15 protein-coding genes are annotated in these 15,487 nt (G+C 58.3%); 7 read left to right on the top strand and 8 right to left on the bottom strand.

Annotated elements, in window-relative coordinates; all coding sequences use genetic code 11:
• The first annotated feature begins 36 nt into the window (after positions 1–36).
• Positions 37–1,224, top strand: coding sequence for a glycosyltransferase family 4 protein (locus tag BCA01S_RS28130; protein WP_027779760.1), 1,188 nt, complete (start codon positions 37–39; stop codon positions 1,222–1,224).
• Here the strand turns inward: BCA01S_RS28130 and BCA01S_RS28125 are convergent.
• Both BCA01S_RS28125 and BCA01S_RS28120 read right to left on the bottom strand, forming a co-directional pair.
• Positions 1,200–1,835: a phosphatase PAP2 family protein gene (locus BCA01S_RS28125; RefSeq protein WP_027779759.1), complete on the bottom strand. Its 636-nt coding sequence runs from the start codon at positions 1,833–1,835 to the stop codon at positions 1,200–1,202. The two genes, BCA01S_RS28130 and BCA01S_RS28125, sit on opposite strands and share 25 nt — an antisense overlap.
• 77 nt (positions 1,836–1,912) lie before the next feature.
• The gene (locus tag BCA01S_RS28120; RefSeq protein ID WP_027779758.1) at positions 1,913–3,160 is read right to left on the bottom strand and encodes an O-antigen ligase family protein; all 1,248 of its coding nucleotides are present in this window, start codon (positions 3,158–3,160) and stop codon (positions 1,913–1,915) included.
• A 613-nt stretch (positions 3,161–3,773) separates the two neighbouring features.
• Between BCA01S_RS28120 and BCA01S_RS28115 the strand changes: the two genes are divergently transcribed.
• The 4 genes from BCA01S_RS28115 to BCA01S_RS28100 all read left to right on the top strand — a co-directional run bounded on the left by BCA01S_RS28115 (position 3,774) and on the right by BCA01S_RS28100 (position 8,194).
• Positions 3,774–5,288: a mannose-1-phosphate guanylyltransferase/mannose-6-phosphate isomerase gene (locus BCA01S_RS28115; RefSeq protein WP_027779757.1), complete on the top strand. Its 1,515-nt coding sequence runs from the start codon at positions 3,774–3,776 to the stop codon at positions 5,286–5,288.
• A 39-nt stretch (positions 5,289–5,327) separates the two neighbouring features.
• Positions 5,328–6,704 carry an undecaprenyl-phosphate glucose phosphotransferase gene (locus BCA01S_RS28110; protein ID WP_027779756.1) on the top strand — a complete coding sequence of 459 codons (1,377 nt, stop codon included), beginning with the start codon at positions 5,328–5,330 and terminating at the stop codon, positions 6,702–6,704.
• Positions 6,705–6,783: 79 nt separating this feature from the next.
• The gene (locus BCA01S_RS28105; protein ID WP_027779755.1) at positions 6,784–7,848 is read left to right on the top strand and encodes a sugar-transfer associated ATP-grasp domain-containing protein; all 1,065 of its coding nucleotides are present in this window, start codon (positions 6,784–6,786) and stop codon (positions 7,846–7,848) included.
• Positions 7,849–7,870: 22 nt separating this feature from the next.
• The gene (locus BCA01S_RS28100; RefSeq protein WP_027779754.1) at positions 7,871–8,194 is read left to right on the top strand and encodes a hypothetical protein; all 324 of its coding nucleotides are present in this window, start codon (positions 7,871–7,873) and stop codon (positions 8,192–8,194) included.
• 28 nt (positions 8,195–8,222) lie between these two features.
• Here the strand turns inward: BCA01S_RS28100 and BCA01S_RS28095 are convergent, their stop codons facing one another.
• Positions 8,223–9,089 carry a hypothetical protein gene (locus BCA01S_RS28095; protein WP_027779753.1) on the bottom strand — a complete coding sequence of 289 codons (867 nt, stop codon included), beginning with the start codon at positions 9,087–9,089 and terminating at the stop codon, positions 8,223–8,225.
• A 273-nt stretch (positions 9,090–9,362) separates the two neighbouring features.
• Entirely contained in the window at positions 9,363–9,872 is a 510-nt protein-coding gene (locus BCA01S_RS28090; RefSeq protein ID WP_027779752.1) for a phasin family protein, read from the bottom strand.
• 76 nt (positions 9,873–9,948) lie between these two features.
• Between BCA01S_RS28090 and BCA01S_RS38140 the strand changes: the two genes are divergently transcribed.
• Positions 9,949–10,221 (top strand): hypothetical protein, encoded by a 273-nt coding sequence (locus BCA01S_RS38140; protein ID WP_027779751.1) that lies wholly within the window; start codon positions 9,949–9,951, stop codon positions 10,219–10,221.
• A 162-nt stretch (positions 10,222–10,383) separates the two neighbouring features.
• A complete protein-coding gene (locus BCA01S_RS28080; RefSeq protein ID WP_027779750.1) occupies positions 10,384–10,770 on the top strand; it encodes an ester cyclase in 387 nt (128 codons plus the stop codon).
• A 23-nt stretch (positions 10,771–10,793) separates the two neighbouring features.
• Here the strand turns inward: BCA01S_RS28080 and BCA01S_RS35385 are convergent, their stop codons facing one another.
• Genes BCA01S_RS35385 through BCA01S_RS28060 form a run of 4 tightly spaced genes read right to left on the bottom strand, consistent with a single transcriptional unit; the run spans position 10,794 to position 15,352 of the window.
• Positions 10,794–12,287: an efflux transporter outer membrane subunit gene (locus tag BCA01S_RS35385; protein ID WP_042319626.1), complete on the bottom strand. Its 1,494-nt coding sequence runs from the start codon at positions 12,285–12,287 to the stop codon at positions 10,794–10,796.
• 10 nt (positions 12,288–12,297) lie between these two features.
• Entirely contained in the window at positions 12,298–13,440 is a 1,143-nt protein-coding gene (locus BCA01S_RS28070) for an ABC transporter permease (protein ID WP_027779749.1), read from the bottom strand.
• Positions 13,437–14,387 carry an ABC transporter ATP-binding protein gene (locus BCA01S_RS28065; protein ID WP_027779748.1) on the bottom strand — a complete coding sequence of 317 codons (951 nt, stop codon included), beginning with the start codon at positions 14,385–14,387 and terminating at the stop codon, positions 13,437–13,439. Before BCA01S_RS28065 ends, BCA01S_RS28070 begins: the two co-directional genes overlap by 4 nt.
• Positions 14,384–15,352, bottom strand: a complete 969-nt coding sequence (locus BCA01S_RS28060; RefSeq protein WP_027779747.1) for an HlyD family secretion protein — start codon at positions 15,350–15,352, stop codon at positions 14,384–14,386. The genes BCA01S_RS28065 and BCA01S_RS28060 overlap by 4 nt, the downstream gene beginning before the upstream one ends.
• Positions 15,353–15,487: the final 135 nt, after the last annotated feature.

The raw sequence follows: 15,487 nt of genomic DNA, 5'->3' as shown, positions 1-15,487 counted from the left end.
TAAAGCGTCCGGCGCGTAATCTCACAGGAGGTTGAAGTGAAAGTCGCTATTGTTCACGATTGGCTCGTGGTTTCGGGCGGCGCAGAGAAGGTTTTAAAGAGCATCGTCGAATGCTTCCCGAAAGCGGACATCTTCTCGATTGTCGACTTTCTCGAAGATCGCGATTGTGTGAAGGGCAAGCCTGTCAACACGTCGTTCATTCAGAAGATGCCTTTTGCGCGGAAACGCTATCGTGCATATCTGCCGTTGATGCCGATCGCAATCGAACAACTGGACCTGTCTGCCTACGACCTCGTTATTTCGAGTTCGCATGCGGTGGCCAAGGGCGTGCTGACGGGCCCCAATCAGATTCACATCAGCTATGTGCATTCGCCGATTCGCTATGCGTGGGATCTCCAGCATCAGTATCTACGCGAATCGCACCTGAACAAGGGCGTCAAGTCCATCATGGCCCGCGCGCTGTTGCACTATATCCGCGGGTGGGATTCGCGTTCGGCGAATGGCGTGGACCATCTGCTTGCGAATTCGCACTTCATTGCGCGAAGAATCAGGAAGGCGTACCAGCGCGACGCTACGGTTATCTATCCGCCGGTCGATCTCGACAACATGGTCATGTGTACGCAGAAAGAGAACTTCTACGTGACCGCCTCGCGGATGGTGCCGTATAAGCGCATAGACCTGATCGTGCGTGCTTTCTCGCAGACGCCGGAGCGCAAGCTAGTGGTGATCGGCGACGGCCCGGAAATGAAGCGCATAAAGGCGGTCGCGGGCCCCAACGTGACGATACTCGGCCACCAGCCTCTGGAAGTGCTGGTCGATCATCTGCGGCGCGCTCGCGCTTTTGTGTTCGCCGCGGAAGAGGATTTCGGCATCTCCGTGGTGGAGGCTCAGGCATGCGGGACGCCGGTGATCGCATTCGGCAGGGGAGGCGCACTGGAATCGGTTGTAGGCTTGCCACTTGAGCAGCCAACCGGTGTCTTCTTCGGGGAGCAGACTGCTGAATCTTTGCTCGAAGCAGTAACACGGTTTGAGCGCAATGCTACGTTATTCGACCCGGTCAATTGCCGCCAGAATGCCGAACGGTTCTCGACCGAGAACTTCAAAACTGCATTGACGGATTTTATTGACGCACGGCTTCTGCGCAGTTCAATCGAACAGCTCCGCCCGTACCTCGTGCGCGAGCGGGCTGTCGACGAACGTCATCTGGCGAGCGTGCCTTCGTAAGCTTGAAGGCGATATTTGACGCGGCCGGCAAGAGCCATGATCGAGTGAGCGTGGCTGTGTATTTGCGGTGACCGCGTTTCAATAAGCCGCTGAAGCGGCGCCTGGTGTCCATAGGCGAGCGCGCAGACGAACAGAAGGCTCGCGGCCGACCACGCGGGCCGCGCGCGTTCGGACTGCTCGGAAAGGGCCTTTCGCAGGAAGATGAGGCCGACGATCGCGCCGAGAATCCAGCCTGCAATTACTTCCGGCAAGGTATGCGAGAGGTCCATCAGGCGCGATACGCCCGTTAGCGCGCCGATTCCCATTCCAGCCGCAATTCCTGGCGACGGCGGCAGACGCCACCACTGCAGTTGCAGTGCGAGCGCGACCATCCACACGCATGTCGACAGCATCGCGTGGCCGCTGATCACGCGGAAATGCGAAGCGGGAAAAGAGATGCCCCAACCGGCGTAGAAGATCTTGCTCGCACCGACAATGGCGATGCCGGCAGAAAGCATCACGATCCACCGGAAGGCGAGCTTAACGTTAAAGAGAGCGATCCAGCAGGCGCAGACAGCGGCCACGGGTAAGGTGACGGCGGCATCGCCTATGTTGGTGAATACTGTCCACATAGGGTTCTCGTTCTTGTTGGGTTTCGCTACAGCGGGAACTGACGTTCCCGCTGTAGCGCAGCAGGCGTAGCAACTTTTTAGACGCGACGGCGGACCAGCGATTTGCGCCGATTGAATTCCGCAGTGATCGCATTGGCGGATTGTGACGCCAGCAGCAGAGAGATGACGAGCGAGAGTATCAGAACATTCGAAGGCGACACGAGCCGATGCTCTGTTGCCGCCATGACCAGCAAACACACGGACGAGATTTCGACGAAGCGGAACGCGGAAAAGTTCTGGCCGCCTCCGACCAACGCGCTGGCAGCCGCTCCATCTTTACTCCACTCCACCAGCTTCCAGAAGAAGCTCAGCGTGAGGAACAGACCCACCACGCCAGTTTCGGCGAGCGCATTCAGGTAAGAGTTATGAGCGTGCGAATCGCTGTGTTCGACCACAATGTCGGAAGGTGCACCGAACAGGTGAAAGTACGACGTTACAGTGCCGATGTGATCGTCGAATGAACCAAAGCCGAGGCCCACGATCGGGCTTTGCTCAAAATAGGCGAGAGCGCGCGGCCACAGCCATTCATAGCGGATGTTTAGGTTGGCGACCTTGGCATCCTGATTGTGGATATTGAACGGGTAGCCCATGTAGTCGATGGTCCCGTCGGTATGGAAGAAGGCCATTGCAAGGGAGCCTGCAATCAGACCGCCCATCAACACAGCCAGTAGCCAGCGCTTACGGCCGAAGTAAAGGTATGGCAGTACTGCGGCGGCACCAAGCAGCGAGCCACGGCTGTATGTTGAAAACAGCATCATTGCGTTGGCCGCGATCAGCGCGAGCAGCAGTTTGCTGCGCTTTTGCAGATAGCAGCCAACACCGAGGCAGAACAGCATTGCGAAGAATCCGCCCGCTGCGTTGCGCGCGATGAAGTAACTGCCGAAGCTGTTGTCCGGGTTCGTGAAGATGCTCAGTATGCCGGTCTCGACGACGTAGTAAGCGTATGGCGGAATGTTGATCCCCACCGCGAAGATGAAGAACGTGCGAAGCACTTTGTTCAGATCCAGCCGATGCACATAGAGGCAACCGGCAAAAATGGGAGCGTAGGAAATGAAGAAGTTGCCGTCGCGGCGGTAAAACTCGAATTCGGTAAACGATTTCGGATCGTAAATCAGCGTGGATACGACGATAAGGGCGGTGAGTGCCGTCAACGGCGTAATAAAAGCCGGATAGCGCCGGCCAAAAAAACGCCATGAGCAAAGAACGATCGGTACGAAGCCGACCGCGCTAAGAGGCACGAGATTCGTGACAGTAAGAAACAACGCAAGTAGCGAAATGTAAGCCATTGCGACTCCCGAAAAACAAATGGCGCATAGCCTGCAATGACATGGCCATTACGTGCGAACACAACCTGGTTGGAGATGCGGCGCGCCGCAACGGGGCGACGAGCCTGAATTGAATTGGGGTCCTGCGTTTGGATGAAGGAGCTATCCAAGTACCCACGAAGGTACCACGTATAGGCACTGATTTCCACGCGGTGCCGCACAGACGGCGGCGATAACAATCGCCTCACAGACGTGCGCGCTCGCTGATGCCACCACGCTGGCCAAAACCTCAACTGTTCGCGCCACGATTGCTGTGGTGCAGCGTGAGGTGTCTATGATTGATCACATCGAGTAATGCTTCAGTGGCATCTGCATTCTGGCGCCACGCCGATATGTATGCCGTTTGTTTTTCGTGAGCGACCCGCTGCCGCCTGAGTGCCCAAGGGTGGACGCTCACGGACGAGAACCCGGTGTGCATCCTTGCCTTACGCGGACAGAACGGCTCGCGTAGCCCGTTGATGCCCACACCCCGTCATTGATCACATATGAGACCGGAAAGGTGCCGACGTATAGCGTATTTCGTCGGCGCTTACGCGATTAATCGTTATCCGGCTCGTATGTCTTGGAGCGATAAATGGATAAAGTTTTTGCAACCGCCGGCGAGACGGACTTCGAAGCTCTGCAAAAAGCATCGCAGGAATGCCCCCCGCTCGCGCAAGTCATTCTCGCAGGCGGCTCGGGCACGCGTCTATGGCCTGTGTCGCGTGAGCAGTTCCCGAAGCAGCTGATCGATGTGATTGGCGACAAGACCTTGTTGCAGGCCACGATGAACCGGATGGATGACTTCAATCCGCTATGGAGCGTCGTGCCCGATCCGGTAATTGTGTGCGGTGCCGAACATTATTTCGCAACTTCTGAGCAGGCTCGGGAAAGTGGCGTGAATGCCCGTATCGTCGTTGAGCCCGGTCGCCGCGATACGGCGCCCGCGCTGACCCTTGCCGCGCTGACAGCAGCATCTGAAGGCACGGACGTAATTCTCGTCGCGATGCCTGCGGACCACGCGATTGCAAATGTGAAGGCGCTCCATAAGGCAATTGAAATTGCGGCCCGCCATGCGGACGCGGGCGCTATTGCCACGCTGGGCGTTCCGCCTACTGGCCCGGACACGGGCTTTGGGTATATCCGCCTCGGCAGTGCACTTTCGGACGGCGCACATCGAATCGAACGTTTTGTCGAGAAGCCGGCGCCCGAGCTGGCCGCGCAGTACGTCGAGTCCGGCAATTACTGGTGGAACAGCGGCATGTTCGTAGTACGCGCATCCGTATGGCTCTCCGTGATCCGTCAGTTCCAGCCGCAAATACACGATGCATGCGTGCGAGCTTACGAAGGCGCCAAGGTCACCGACGGCTGTGTCGTTCCTGATGCTGAAGCGTTCTTGCAGTCGCCGTCGGACTCGATCGATTATGCGGTCATGGAACATTTAGGTAAGTCCGAATCGCCGTTCTCTGGTGTGGTCGTGCCGCTCGAGGCCGGCTGGTCGGATCTGGGCTCGTGGGACGCCGTGTGGCAGGCGATGGAAAAAGATGATTGCGGCAACGCATCGAGCGGACGTGTTCTCTTCGAAGGTGCGACGGCAACTTACGCTCGCTCGCAAGGCGGCCGACTGCTCGCATGCGTCGGTACGAACGATCTGATTGTCGTCGAGACGGACGACGCTGTTCTGGTGGCTGACCGTTCGCACGTGCAGGACATCAAGGGACTCGTGTCGCGTATCAAGGCGGAGAAGTCACCCGAAGCGGATGCGCACAGAAAGGTGCGTCGCCCGTGGGGCTTTTACGATTCGATCGATCAGGGCGACCGTTTCCAGGTAAAACGAATTGTTGTGATGCCGGGCGCGCGCCTCTCGTTGCAGATGCACCATCACCGCGCGGAGCACTGGATCGTGGTGAGCGGTACCGCTCTCGTCACGCGCGGCGAAGAACAGTTTCTTCTTGGCGAAAACGAGTCGACGTATATCCCGCTGGGTATTCGTCACCGGCTCGAGAATCCCGGTTGCGTTCCGCTTCAGATCATTGAAGTGCAGTCCGGCACCTATCTCGGCGAAGACGACATCGTTCGATTCGACGATAAGTATGGCCGTGCTGGTTAATCGGCCGTGGCGAACCAGAGAGCGTACGAGGGAACTGCTATGCGATTGATCACAGGTCTGATGGCCAGGCTGTTCGATGTGGCGATGATCCTCGGAGGCGCGGTTGCCGCGTCTCACATCCGCTTCGACGATTTCGCGCAACGAAACTTCTACCTGGCATTTGTCGCGTTTGCGGCGGCGTTTTCGCTCGCTGTGTTTCCGGCACTGGGCGTCTATCAGTCGTGGCGCGGCCGTTCGAAACGCGTTCTCGCCGGGCAGGTGGCGCTCGGCTGGCTCGTGGTGCAGGCCTGCGCGCTTGCGTTGATGTTCTCGTTGCACCGCATCGATTTCGTCTCGCGGTTATGGTTCGTGTATTGGACCGGCATCGCGGGCGGCGCAATGATCGCTGGGCGCATGGTGACCCACGTTCTTCTCGGACGAGTGCGCAACGCGGGATTGAATCTCCAGAAGGTCGCTGTCGCCGCGTGCGGAGAACATTGCGACGAAATCTTGCGCAAGATGGAGATGGAGCCCGCTGCGGGCTTTCGTGCAAACGCTGTCTACAACCTGCGTCCGGACAAGGAAACCACGATGTCCGTGCCCGTGTTCGAGCAGCGCGCCGCGTTCGCGAAATACGTGCGCGAACAGCAGGTGGATGAAGTGTGGCTGGCGCTGCCTTTGTCGGAAGAGCGCGCGATTCTGGAACTGGTCGATGAATTCCGCAACGATCTGATCAATGTGCGCTTCATGCCGGATGTGCGGGCCCTTGCCCTTTTCGATGGAAGCGTGACCGAGTTGCTCGGCTTTCCAACCATCAACCTGGCCGCCTCGCCATTGCCGCCGAACGCTCTCGTGAAGAAAGAGCTGTTCGATCGCATCTTCGCACTGATTGCGTTGATTGCTGTCTCGCCGATTCTTCTCGCGTGTGCGATAGCGGTGAAGCTCAGTTCGCCCGGTCCTGTGTTCTTCAAGCAATGCCGAAAGGGCGCGGACGGCCGCGTCTTCATGATTTACAAGTTCCGGAGCATGCGCTTGCATGCGAAGAAGGAAGGAGTGCTTGAGCAGGCTACGCGTGGCGACCCCCGCATCACGAGGGTCGGACGATTCTTGCGGCGTACGAGCCTGGATGAGTTGCCGCAGTTCTTCAACGTGCTGCGCGGCGATATGTCCGTCGTGGGGCCGAGGCCGCACGCGCTCGAGCACGACGACCTTTATCAGCACATCGTATCGGGCTATATTCACCGCTATCGGATCAAGCCCGGGATTACCGGGTGGGCACAAATCAATGGCTTTCGCGGGGAGACGGACCGCATCGAGAAGATGGAGGGCCGCGTAGCGCACGATTTGTACTATCTTCGGAACTGGTCGTTCGCGCTCGACGTCAAGATCATTTTCGCGACTGTATTCAAGGGGCTGCATCATCCCAACGCTTACTGATCCGTCCGTTGGATCGAGGCCCCAGCAATGCAGTGAAGTACGTGCGGTGCTTAAGCATAATCAGCAGGGGGAGGGGACTATGAAACTGATCGACGTTGAGACAGTAGCCAGACGTTCAATAAAGAGCGTGGGGCGATACGCATTCCACCGGGTGCATGGCGTGCAGGCTAAGCGCGTCCTGCGGCAACTGGAGAAGAAATACGGACCAGCGGACCCGGCGACTCTCAAGCAGGCCGATACGTACGCACTGGACGTATTCGGCGATGCGATCTACGCACCCTGGCTTCGCGTTTATGCTGCGTTCAGCGGCACTTTCAAGGAAGGCTGGATCCCCGACAACTTTTACGGCGGCGTGGTCGTGCCCAACATGAAAGGCGGCTACGGCAGGATCTCGAACCTGAAGCCCATGTCGCGGGTCATCTTCGGCGGTGACGCGTTTCCCGACATAGCCTACTTCGCGAATGGCTTGTTCTTTACGGACCGCAACGTGGTGGTTCCTGAACGCGAACTCGAAGACGCGGTGTTCCGCGACTGCGATAAGGTCGTCTTCAAATTGGACGGCTCAGGGCAAGGCAAAGGCATTCATTTCTTCGACCGAAAATCGTTCGACTGCGATCTCATCAAATCGCTCGGCAACGGAGTACTACAGAAGTTCATCGTTCAGCATCCATTGCTGAGCGCGTTCGCTGCCAACTCGGTCGCGACCTTACGCCTGACCACGGCGGTGGATGACCTTGGTCGCGCCTCGCTGCGCGCCGCATTTTTGCGCGTGGGCAGGGCGAGTCATACCCATATCACGGTGGATGACGAAGTTTGTGTGCCCGTGGACCTGGTAACGGGTGAATTCGCTCGCAAAGGCTTCATGAGCGACTGGGGCGCGACGGAAGAGCACCCCGATTCCAAAGTAAGGTTCGCCGGACTGAAAATGCCTGCGTTCAGCGATTGCATCGATACCGTTCTGCAACTTCATCGCAAGGTGCCGTTTGCGCGCTGCATTGGATGGGACGTGACAGTCGACAGTGACGGCAAGGTGCAGATTATGGAATGGAACGGCGAACACAACGACGTGAAGTTCAGTGAGGCGACGCAGGGCCCCTGCTTTCAGGACCTGAAGTGGGAACTGCTGAAGGGTAGTGCCTTATGACGGTATTCAGCGAGGAACGTGCGTGAGCGAACAATTGTGGTGCGTCCATATTGAGGGACCCGACGACTTCATTGCTATGGCTTCGCGAGAAGCGGCGCAGCGCGAAGCGTCGGCTATCAATGCGTATGTGGAGCGCTCAGGACAAGCTGGGAGCGCCTTTCGTGCGCGCGCGGTCGCAATGGAATGGCCGTTCACGCCGGAAGGGCACGCCCGCGCGCTGGAGAGCGACTGGGAAGACTTGCAGCGCATGCCGCACCGTCAGCAGCAGGGCGGGTCGTCCCAGGGCCTGTTGACGAATATCGCGCGGCGCGTGAAGGAACTCATTGAAGTGGCGCGAGGCGCATGACTGAACGGCCACGCGGCCGCTCAAGTGTTCAAACCCCCAGACGCTTCACAATTGCCGTCTTTACGACCGGCATGCCAATCTGCAAGAGCTTGCGGAAGCCCTCGTCGCGCCCGACCTTTTGCTCGACGTTATCTATCATCGCCTGCATGACGTTCGCGGGATAAAACTCCCGGAACAGTCTGTTCGCGCCGATTTGCTCAAAGACGTGATGAAGGAATGAGCCGCGCGGCGGTCCCACTCGTTTGAACAAACCCATCTTCACAACGCGATTGTTCCAGAGGTGCAGCGAGTACGAATTGGCGCACAACGCTGCGCACTCGTCGAAGTACTGCGGAAGAAATACCTTGTAGTAATCGTCGAAATGTACCGGATAGAAGTCGCTTTCTGGTACTCCCGCATTTACGCCATATACGGACGTCAGCAAACGCGGACCTGTGTCACCCCATTTTATGGAGGTGCCTTTCATCGCTTCGATCCGTTGTAAAAGCTCCAGCAGGCGCGGATCGGTGGGATCGAGGCGCAGCAAAGCGGTGCAGATGCTGGTGGCCGACTCTCGCCCGATAATGTTGCCCTCCAGGCTGCGATCAAACGCGCGCAAAAGCAGCATGTCGGTGTCAATCCAGATTTCGTCCGTTTTCGTAAACATGACGAAGCGAAAATAGTCGGTGAAATGCGCCATTGACGGGGTACCGTCAATAGAAAATGCTGTTAACGCGTCGGGTTTCACAATTTCGCTTGCGTCCTTGACGATCACGCCCTTGGGTACGTTTTCTACCTCGCCATAGGTATAAAGCGCGACGTCACTGCCATAGGCGGTGAACGAACTCAAACAGGCCACCTCATAGGCCGAAAGCTCTGGGCCATGCCAAAACGACGCGAAACGTGCGCTACTCATAGTCCATCCATTGGGAAATCTGGTGCGGTGGAAAGCAGGCGGGGCCCGGAACTGGTCGGGCCACTAGAGGGCGGACGGCGCACGCGCCTCTGCCTGGAATGCATGTGGCCCAATGATAAACACGCGACAGGTTTTCATATTAGTAAAGACCCTAAATGCAGGACATTTGTCGCGAAACGTTGAGTGCAATGGCCGTTAATGCCCTTTCGCATCGCCACCGGACGCGAGGGCGCGGCAGGCCGACACGCCTTTGCCGCGCTACCTTGCGCTACTTCAGTGCAGGTCGGTACGCCCTGTGGATGACACGACATTGCCTGCACTGTCCAGGATTGCGACAGGCCCGCTTTGCGCGGCCGGCGGCTCGTCGATCACGAGCGGGCTTGTTACGGTTGTGTGTTCCGTCGGTGCAATGCCGATTGAAGTGGCGCTGCCAAAAAACGAAAACAGCGTAGACAGGTAGCTGCTTACGCTGTCCTGGAGCACACCTGCAAGCTCGTTATGTGTATCCACGGCGATGTCTTCGACATGCCCCCAATATGCGCAGCTCTTCTTCATTGCGGCAGGAACTTGCTGGAGCTGCAGATCGATTACCTGATCCAGGGATACAGAAGATAGCGCGGCATCGACAAGCGCCTGCTGCTCGGACAACGACGTCTTGACGGTCTGCACGTTTAATTCGACAACTTTCTCGAGGCCGGCAACTGCTTTCGCTGCCATCTGGTAGGCGACAATTGCATTGTCTTCGTGGCGAACTTCCGGCTGGGTCAATACAACAGCGTTCATAAGGGTGCTCCGTATCAGTGCGGGGGGAGGGAATGCGCAACAACGCGCAGTGTTCAAGCAACGGCTATTCCTCGCCATGCAAACGGATCGAACGCATGTCGGCAATTCGCCAGTGGCGCGGCTCCCAGCGTCCAAATACTATTGGCTCGCGCCGGCAGGCGCGTCGCTTGCCGCAGTGGCGGGCGCCGACACGGCAGGCCCGCTTTGCGCGGCCCCACTCACTGCGGCCGCGCCGCTCGCCTGGTCGGTCGACGAAGTACCGGAGCGGTTGCAGCCGGCCAACGCCATGGCAAGCGAGGCTGCGCACGCGGTGACCCACAAAGCCGAATTTTTCATGGTCGTGAAATAACGTCTGTTGAGGCGACACAAGGAGCGCGCCGCATTGGGACGACACAGCAATGCGTATGCCTCGCGCGCAATACCGTCGTTTCGAGTAGCGCGACCATGCGATTCCAGCTTTCGAGCGGTTATGCTGGAACCCACTCACCTATACGAGAAATGGAAACTTGCCATGACTGAGCCCGATCTCTCAAACGTGTACCGAAGCTACATTGCCTGCCTTAACAGTCAGGATTGGAACAGGTTGACGCAATTCGTCCATGACGACGTTTACTACAACGATCAGCGGATCGGCTTGTCGGGCTATCGCGCGATGCTGGAGAGGGATTTTGTGGAGATTCCAGACCTTCATTTCGACATCGAACTGATGGTTACCGACCCTGCGTATGTAGCGGCACGGCTGCGCTTCAATTGCACACCGAAAGGAAAATTTCTCGGGCTCGACGTCAACGGCAGAACGGTGACTTTCACCGAAAATGTGTTCTACGAATTCCGCGGCGAAAGAATTGGTCAGGTGTGGTCCGTGATCGATAAGGCGGCTATCGAAGCGCAGTTGTAATTCCACGCAAAGCGAGCAGGCTGTTATGGGTTGCTGCCTAGCGGACTACCAAGCGGATCGCCAGGCGAATTCCCAGCCGGGCTGTCAGGCTGCGTGCCAAGCGCCTGAAACAGCGCAGCGGTGTCGGTAAAGCGGTTTGCTCGAGCCCGCGTTTGATCGAGTGCAGTTTGCAACATCTGACGTTGAGCATCGAGTAGAGCAAACTGGCTGATCCCGCCTGCCGCATATTGCTGAGCCGCAACGCCAAGGCTCGCCTCGGCCTCCTGTGCGGCCTCGGTGCGCGCCTGGAGTTCTCGTGCGTCGTTCTGCATTGCCGTCAGAGAGTCGGCGACCTGTTGCAATGCTTCAAGCACGGTTTGCCGATAACTCGCAAATGCGGCGTCGTACACAGCCTGCGCCGCGCGTTTCTTCGCATGCAGTTCTCCGCCGTGAAAGATCGGCTGAGTCAGATTCAGGCCGATATTCCACACGTTCAGCCCATTCACAATGTCGCCAATGCGCGTGCGTTCCGAGCCGATTCCCGCGGACAACACGAATTGCGGGTACAGGTTCGCCGTGGCGACGCCGACATTTGCGCTGGCTTGATGCAGCAAAGCTTCCGACGCCTTGATGTCCGGCCGCGCACGAGCGAGCGTTGACGGCAAAGCCACTGGAATATCGACTGGCAGATGCAGTGCGTCGAAAGTAAGTGTGTCGAAATCTGCTTCAGATGGCGCTCTGCCGAGCAGAATGGCCAACTGATGGTCGGCAGCGGCCAACTGTGTTGCCAGCGGCGGCAACGAAGCGCGAGTCTGTGCAAGCAGCGTGCGCTGGCTGCGGACGTCGAGTTGCGACACGCCGCCGGCAGCTAAACGCGCTTCCATGATCGACAGTTGATGAGCCTGTGCTTCGACAAGCCGCTGCGTGAGCGTTATTTGTTGTTGCAGCGAGGCGCGGCGCACGGCGGTAGACACCACATTTCCCGCAATGGCGAGCCGTGCCGCATCGAACTCATACGATTCGTAGTCGACTTGCGCCATACTTGCCTCAAGCGCGCGCCGATTGCCGCCGAAGATATCGAACACATACGAAACGCTGACCGATGTGCTAAATAAAGAGAACGGTCCGGGGCTCTCGACAAGCGGAATACCGAACGCAGCGGGGTCTACCTTTTGCCTTGCACCCGAAACAGTTGCGTCGATGCCCGGGAATTGCGTACCACCCGCGAGTGCGGTGTAATTTTCACGCGCTTCGATCAGCTTGGCGCGCGCTTGCGCGAGCGTCGGACTTTCACGCAATGCGTCGTCCACGAGATGGTTCAGTGCGTCTGACTGGAATTGACGCCACCACATCGACGTCGGCCTTGGCGTGAGGCTGAATTTCTGCGCGGCGCCCGCCGCTCCGTTGGACTCGACAGTACGCTCGGGCAATGTCTCGCGTGTATAGCTTTGCGTGCGCGGTACCGCCGGTGCCTGAAAGTCCGGTCCCACGGTGCAGCCGCTCAAAACCACTGCGCAGGCAAGAAGAAGTGTTCTCATGGACATTCTCCTAGTCGAGCGTGCGCCGATAAAAGCGTAGCGCAATTGCCATGACGATGGCGGTAAATAGAGCCATGGGCCACACCGAGGGCCAGAGGTCCGCCCATCCGACGCCCTTGACCAAAATGCCGCGAATGAGCCGGTTGAAATAGGTCAACGGCAACAGGTTGCCGATGAATTGAGCCCATTGCGGCATACCTGCAAACGGGAACATGAAACCGGACAGAAGGATATTCGGCAGGAAATAGAACACAGTAAGCTGCATGGCCTGCAGCTGATTCTGTGCAAGCGACGACAGTGTGATTCCTACCGTCAGGTTCGCGGCAATGAAGAGCAGCGCCGCGAGGTAAATCGCCACCGGGCTGCCGACAAAAGGCACATGAAACACGAAGCGCGCCGCGAACAGAATGATCGATGCCTGAATCAGTCCGATGGCGACGTATGGCACGATCTTGCCGGTCATGACCTCGATCGGCAGAACCGGCGTAGCCAGCAGGTTTTCCATGGTGCCGCGCTCACGTTCACGGGTGACGGCGAGCCCAGTCATCATGACGAGTGTCATCGTCAGAATTACGCCCATGAGTCCGGGAACGACGTTGTACTGGGTAATGCCTTCAGGGTTGTACAGATTGTGAACCTGAACGCCAAATGCGTTTTGCCCGCCATTCAGATGTGCGAGTGGTCCGGTGATGTCCTTGTCGGCGACCGGTTGCACAAGGTGCGGCAGCGCGGCAACGGCGGTTTGCGTTGCAGTAGGGTCGGTCGCGTCGGCTTCGAGCAGCAGCGAAGGGTGCTCGCCACGCAGCAGCTTTCTGGAGAAGTCGACGGGTATATTCAGCACGAATTGCACGCGGCCCCTCGCAAGCGCGCGGCGCCCGGCTTCTTCGTCTGGCAGCGTCTCGACGATGTCGAAATAAGCTGAGTTGGTCATTGCGGCAACGAAGCTGCGCGAAAACTCGCTCTGATCGTGCACGATGACGGCAGTGGGCAAATGCTTCGGGTCGGTGTTGATTGCGAAACCGAAGAGCGCGAGTTGAACGATGGGCACACCCACGATCATCGCGAATGTGACGCGATCGCGCCGCAGTTGAAGGAACTCTTTCAGTACCACACTCCACCAGCGCGTCAACGAAAAAGCAGTACCTGTGCTCACGTTTGCGCTCCAAAGTTGTCTTTCGAATGGCTCATCAAATAGATGAATACGTCTTCAAGACCTGTTTCTATGGGCTCCATGCGAAGTGTCGTGCCTGCGGTGGCCTGCCTGATGGCGCGTTCGAGCGCCGCGTGATCCCGCCCGCTCGCATGCAGTGCGGCGCCGAATACAACGGTCTGATCGACGCCGGGCGTTGCACGTAGCTTCTCCGACAGTTCGCTCAGGTGCTCGCCTTGAATCGACCACGTCGCGAGGTCCTGCGACTCGATCACCTCTTTCGACGTGCCTTGCGCGAGCAGCTTGCCGTAGGCGATATAGGCGAGCTTGTGGCAGCGCTCGGCTTCATCCATGTAATGTGTGCTGACGAGCACGGATATGCCGCGCGCCGCGAGGCGGTGCAGTTCTTCCCAGAAGTCGCGGCGTGCAGTGGGGTCGACGCCCGCAGTCGGTTCGTCGAGCAGCAGCAATCTGGGTTCGTGCAGCATGCAAGCCGCGAGCGCGAGACGTTGCTTCCAGCCTCCTGAAAGCGACCCTGTCATCTGATTCGCGCGGCTTTGCAGCCCGAGTGCTTCGAGCGATTTATCGACTGTTTCGCGCCGGTTGCGCATCTGGTAAATGCGCGCAACGAAGTCGAGGTTCTCCCGAATGGTCAGATCTTCCCAATAGGAGAACCGTTGAGTCATATAACCGACATTGCGCTTGATCTGCGCACTGTCTCGACGGATGTCGTAGCCGAGGCATGTGCCGGTGCCCGAGTCGGGCGTGAGCAGTCCGCACATCAATCGGATGCACGTGGTCTTGCCGCTGCCGTTCGGTCCGAGGAAACCGAAAATCTGGCCACGCGCCACCCGCAATGAAACGTTGTTTACGACGTGTTTGTCGCCGAAATGTTTGTTGAGTTCATGCACGTCGATGACGTACTCGCGGGAGTCAGAGTCGTTGCTCATTTGAGCACTACCGTCACCGGCTGACCGGGATGAAGTTTTGTTGCATCCGCAACGGAGGGGTGTGCCTCGATCATATAAACAAGCTTTGCGCGGCTTTCGTTGCTATAGATGACTGGCGGCGTGTACTCCGCGTTGTTCGAAATGTAGGTGATTTTTGCCTGCACATCCGCCGCGCAACCGTCGCAATGCATGATCACCTCGCGACCCGGCGTGAGTGCGCCAACCAACGTCTGGGGCACGAAAAAGCGTACCTTGATGTTCTGCGGCGGCAGCATCTGTACAACCGGGCTGCCCGCCGGCACCCATTCGCCGTTGCGATAGAGCGTGTCGTAGATCAGTCCGTCGGCAGGCGCATTGACGCGCTTCTGATCCAGCTTCCACTGCGCCTGCGCGACCACGGCTTCAGCCGCTGCGACCTGCGCCTGCTGGGCGCTGATCTGTTGGGAGCGGCCGGGCAGACGCGCCACTTGCACCTGATTCGTAAGTTCACGCACTTGCGCCGACGTCGCGTCTGCATTCGCACGCGAATCGTCGAGTTGAGCTTTCGGAATGCCGCCTGCGCTGTACTGCGCTTCGTCGCGCGCGAGTTGCAGCGCCGCCTTGCGCGCGTTTGCGGCAGCCTGGGCGAGCTGTGCGCGATTGACGTTGACTTCCGGCACGCGCTTGCCGGTCTGGATGTCGGCGAGCTGAGAGCGCGCAGCCGCGAGTTGCTCCCGCGCCTGCTGTAGGGCGGCCGTTTCGTCGACGACGTCCAGAGCGAAAAGCGGCGTGTCTGCTTTGACGGTTTGTCCGCGCGTGACCTGCAATTGCGTGAGCTTGCCCGCCTGCGACGAACCCAGGTAGACATACTCACCCTCTACATAGCCCTGATAGGCATTCTCGTCGTGATACGAGCACCCCACGAGCAGAACGCCGATGATGAGCGTCCATGCGGGTCGCCTGATTGATGTGATGAAGTACTCCATTGATCTCGTTCCACTCTCCGCACCGCGGTCGCGGCGTGTGTTCAGCGGGCATTCCATTTTCATCGCCGGGAAGGGCCGCTCCTGATGCTTCCCCGAATGCTCGATCCGCCAGGATGAAGTAGAATGAATGCTATG

It is taken from the genome of Paraburkholderia caledonica NBRC 102488, from assembly GCF_000685095.1.
Lineage (GTDB): Bacteria > Pseudomonadota > Gammaproteobacteria > Burkholderiales > Burkholderiaceae > Paraburkholderia > Paraburkholderia caledonica.
This window is presented reverse-complemented; position numbering and strand designations above follow the sequence as displayed.

Coding starts and splice junctions, on each gene's coding strand:
- BCA01S_RS28080 (WP_027779750.1), top strand. CDS start 10,384: ATGACTGAGCCCGATCTCTCAAACGTGTACCGAAGCTACATTGCCTGC.
- BCA01S_RS28060 (WP_027779747.1), bottom strand. CDS start 15,352: ATGGAGTACTTCATCACATCAATCAGGCGACCCGCATGGACGCTCATC.
- BCA01S_RS28115 (WP_027779757.1), top strand. CDS start 3,774: ATGGATAAAGTTTTTGCAACCGCCGGCGAGACGGACTTCGAAGCTCTG.
- BCA01S_RS28065 (WP_027779748.1), bottom strand. CDS start 14,387: ATGAGCAACGACTCTGACTCCCGCGAGTACGTCATCGACGTGCATGAA.
- BCA01S_RS35385 (WP_042319626.1), bottom strand. CDS start 12,287: ATGAGAACACTTCTTCTTGCCTGCGCAGTGGTTTTGAGCGGCTGCACC.
- BCA01S_RS28125 (WP_027779759.1), bottom strand. CDS start 1,835: ATGTGGACAGTATTCACCAACATAGGCGATGCCGCCGTCACCTTACCC.
- BCA01S_RS38140 (WP_027779751.1), top strand. CDS start 9,949: ATGCAAACGGATCGAACGCATGTCGGCAATTCGCCAGTGGCGCGGCTC.
- BCA01S_RS28110 (WP_027779756.1), top strand. CDS start 5,328: ATGCGATTGATCACAGGTCTGATGGCCAGGCTGTTCGATGTGGCGATG.
- BCA01S_RS28090 (WP_027779752.1), bottom strand. CDS start 9,872: ATGAACGCTGTTGTATTGACCCAGCCGGAAGTTCGCCACGAAGACAAT.
- BCA01S_RS28095 (WP_027779753.1), bottom strand. CDS start 9,089: ATGAGTAGCGCACGTTTCGCGTCGTTTTGGCATGGCCCAGAGCTTTCG.
- BCA01S_RS28120 (WP_027779758.1), bottom strand. CDS start 3,160: ATGGCTTACATTTCGCTACTTGCGTTGTTTCTTACTGTCACGAATCTC.
- BCA01S_RS28105 (WP_027779755.1), top strand. CDS start 6,784: ATGAAACTGATCGACGTTGAGACAGTAGCCAGACGTTCAATAAAGAGC.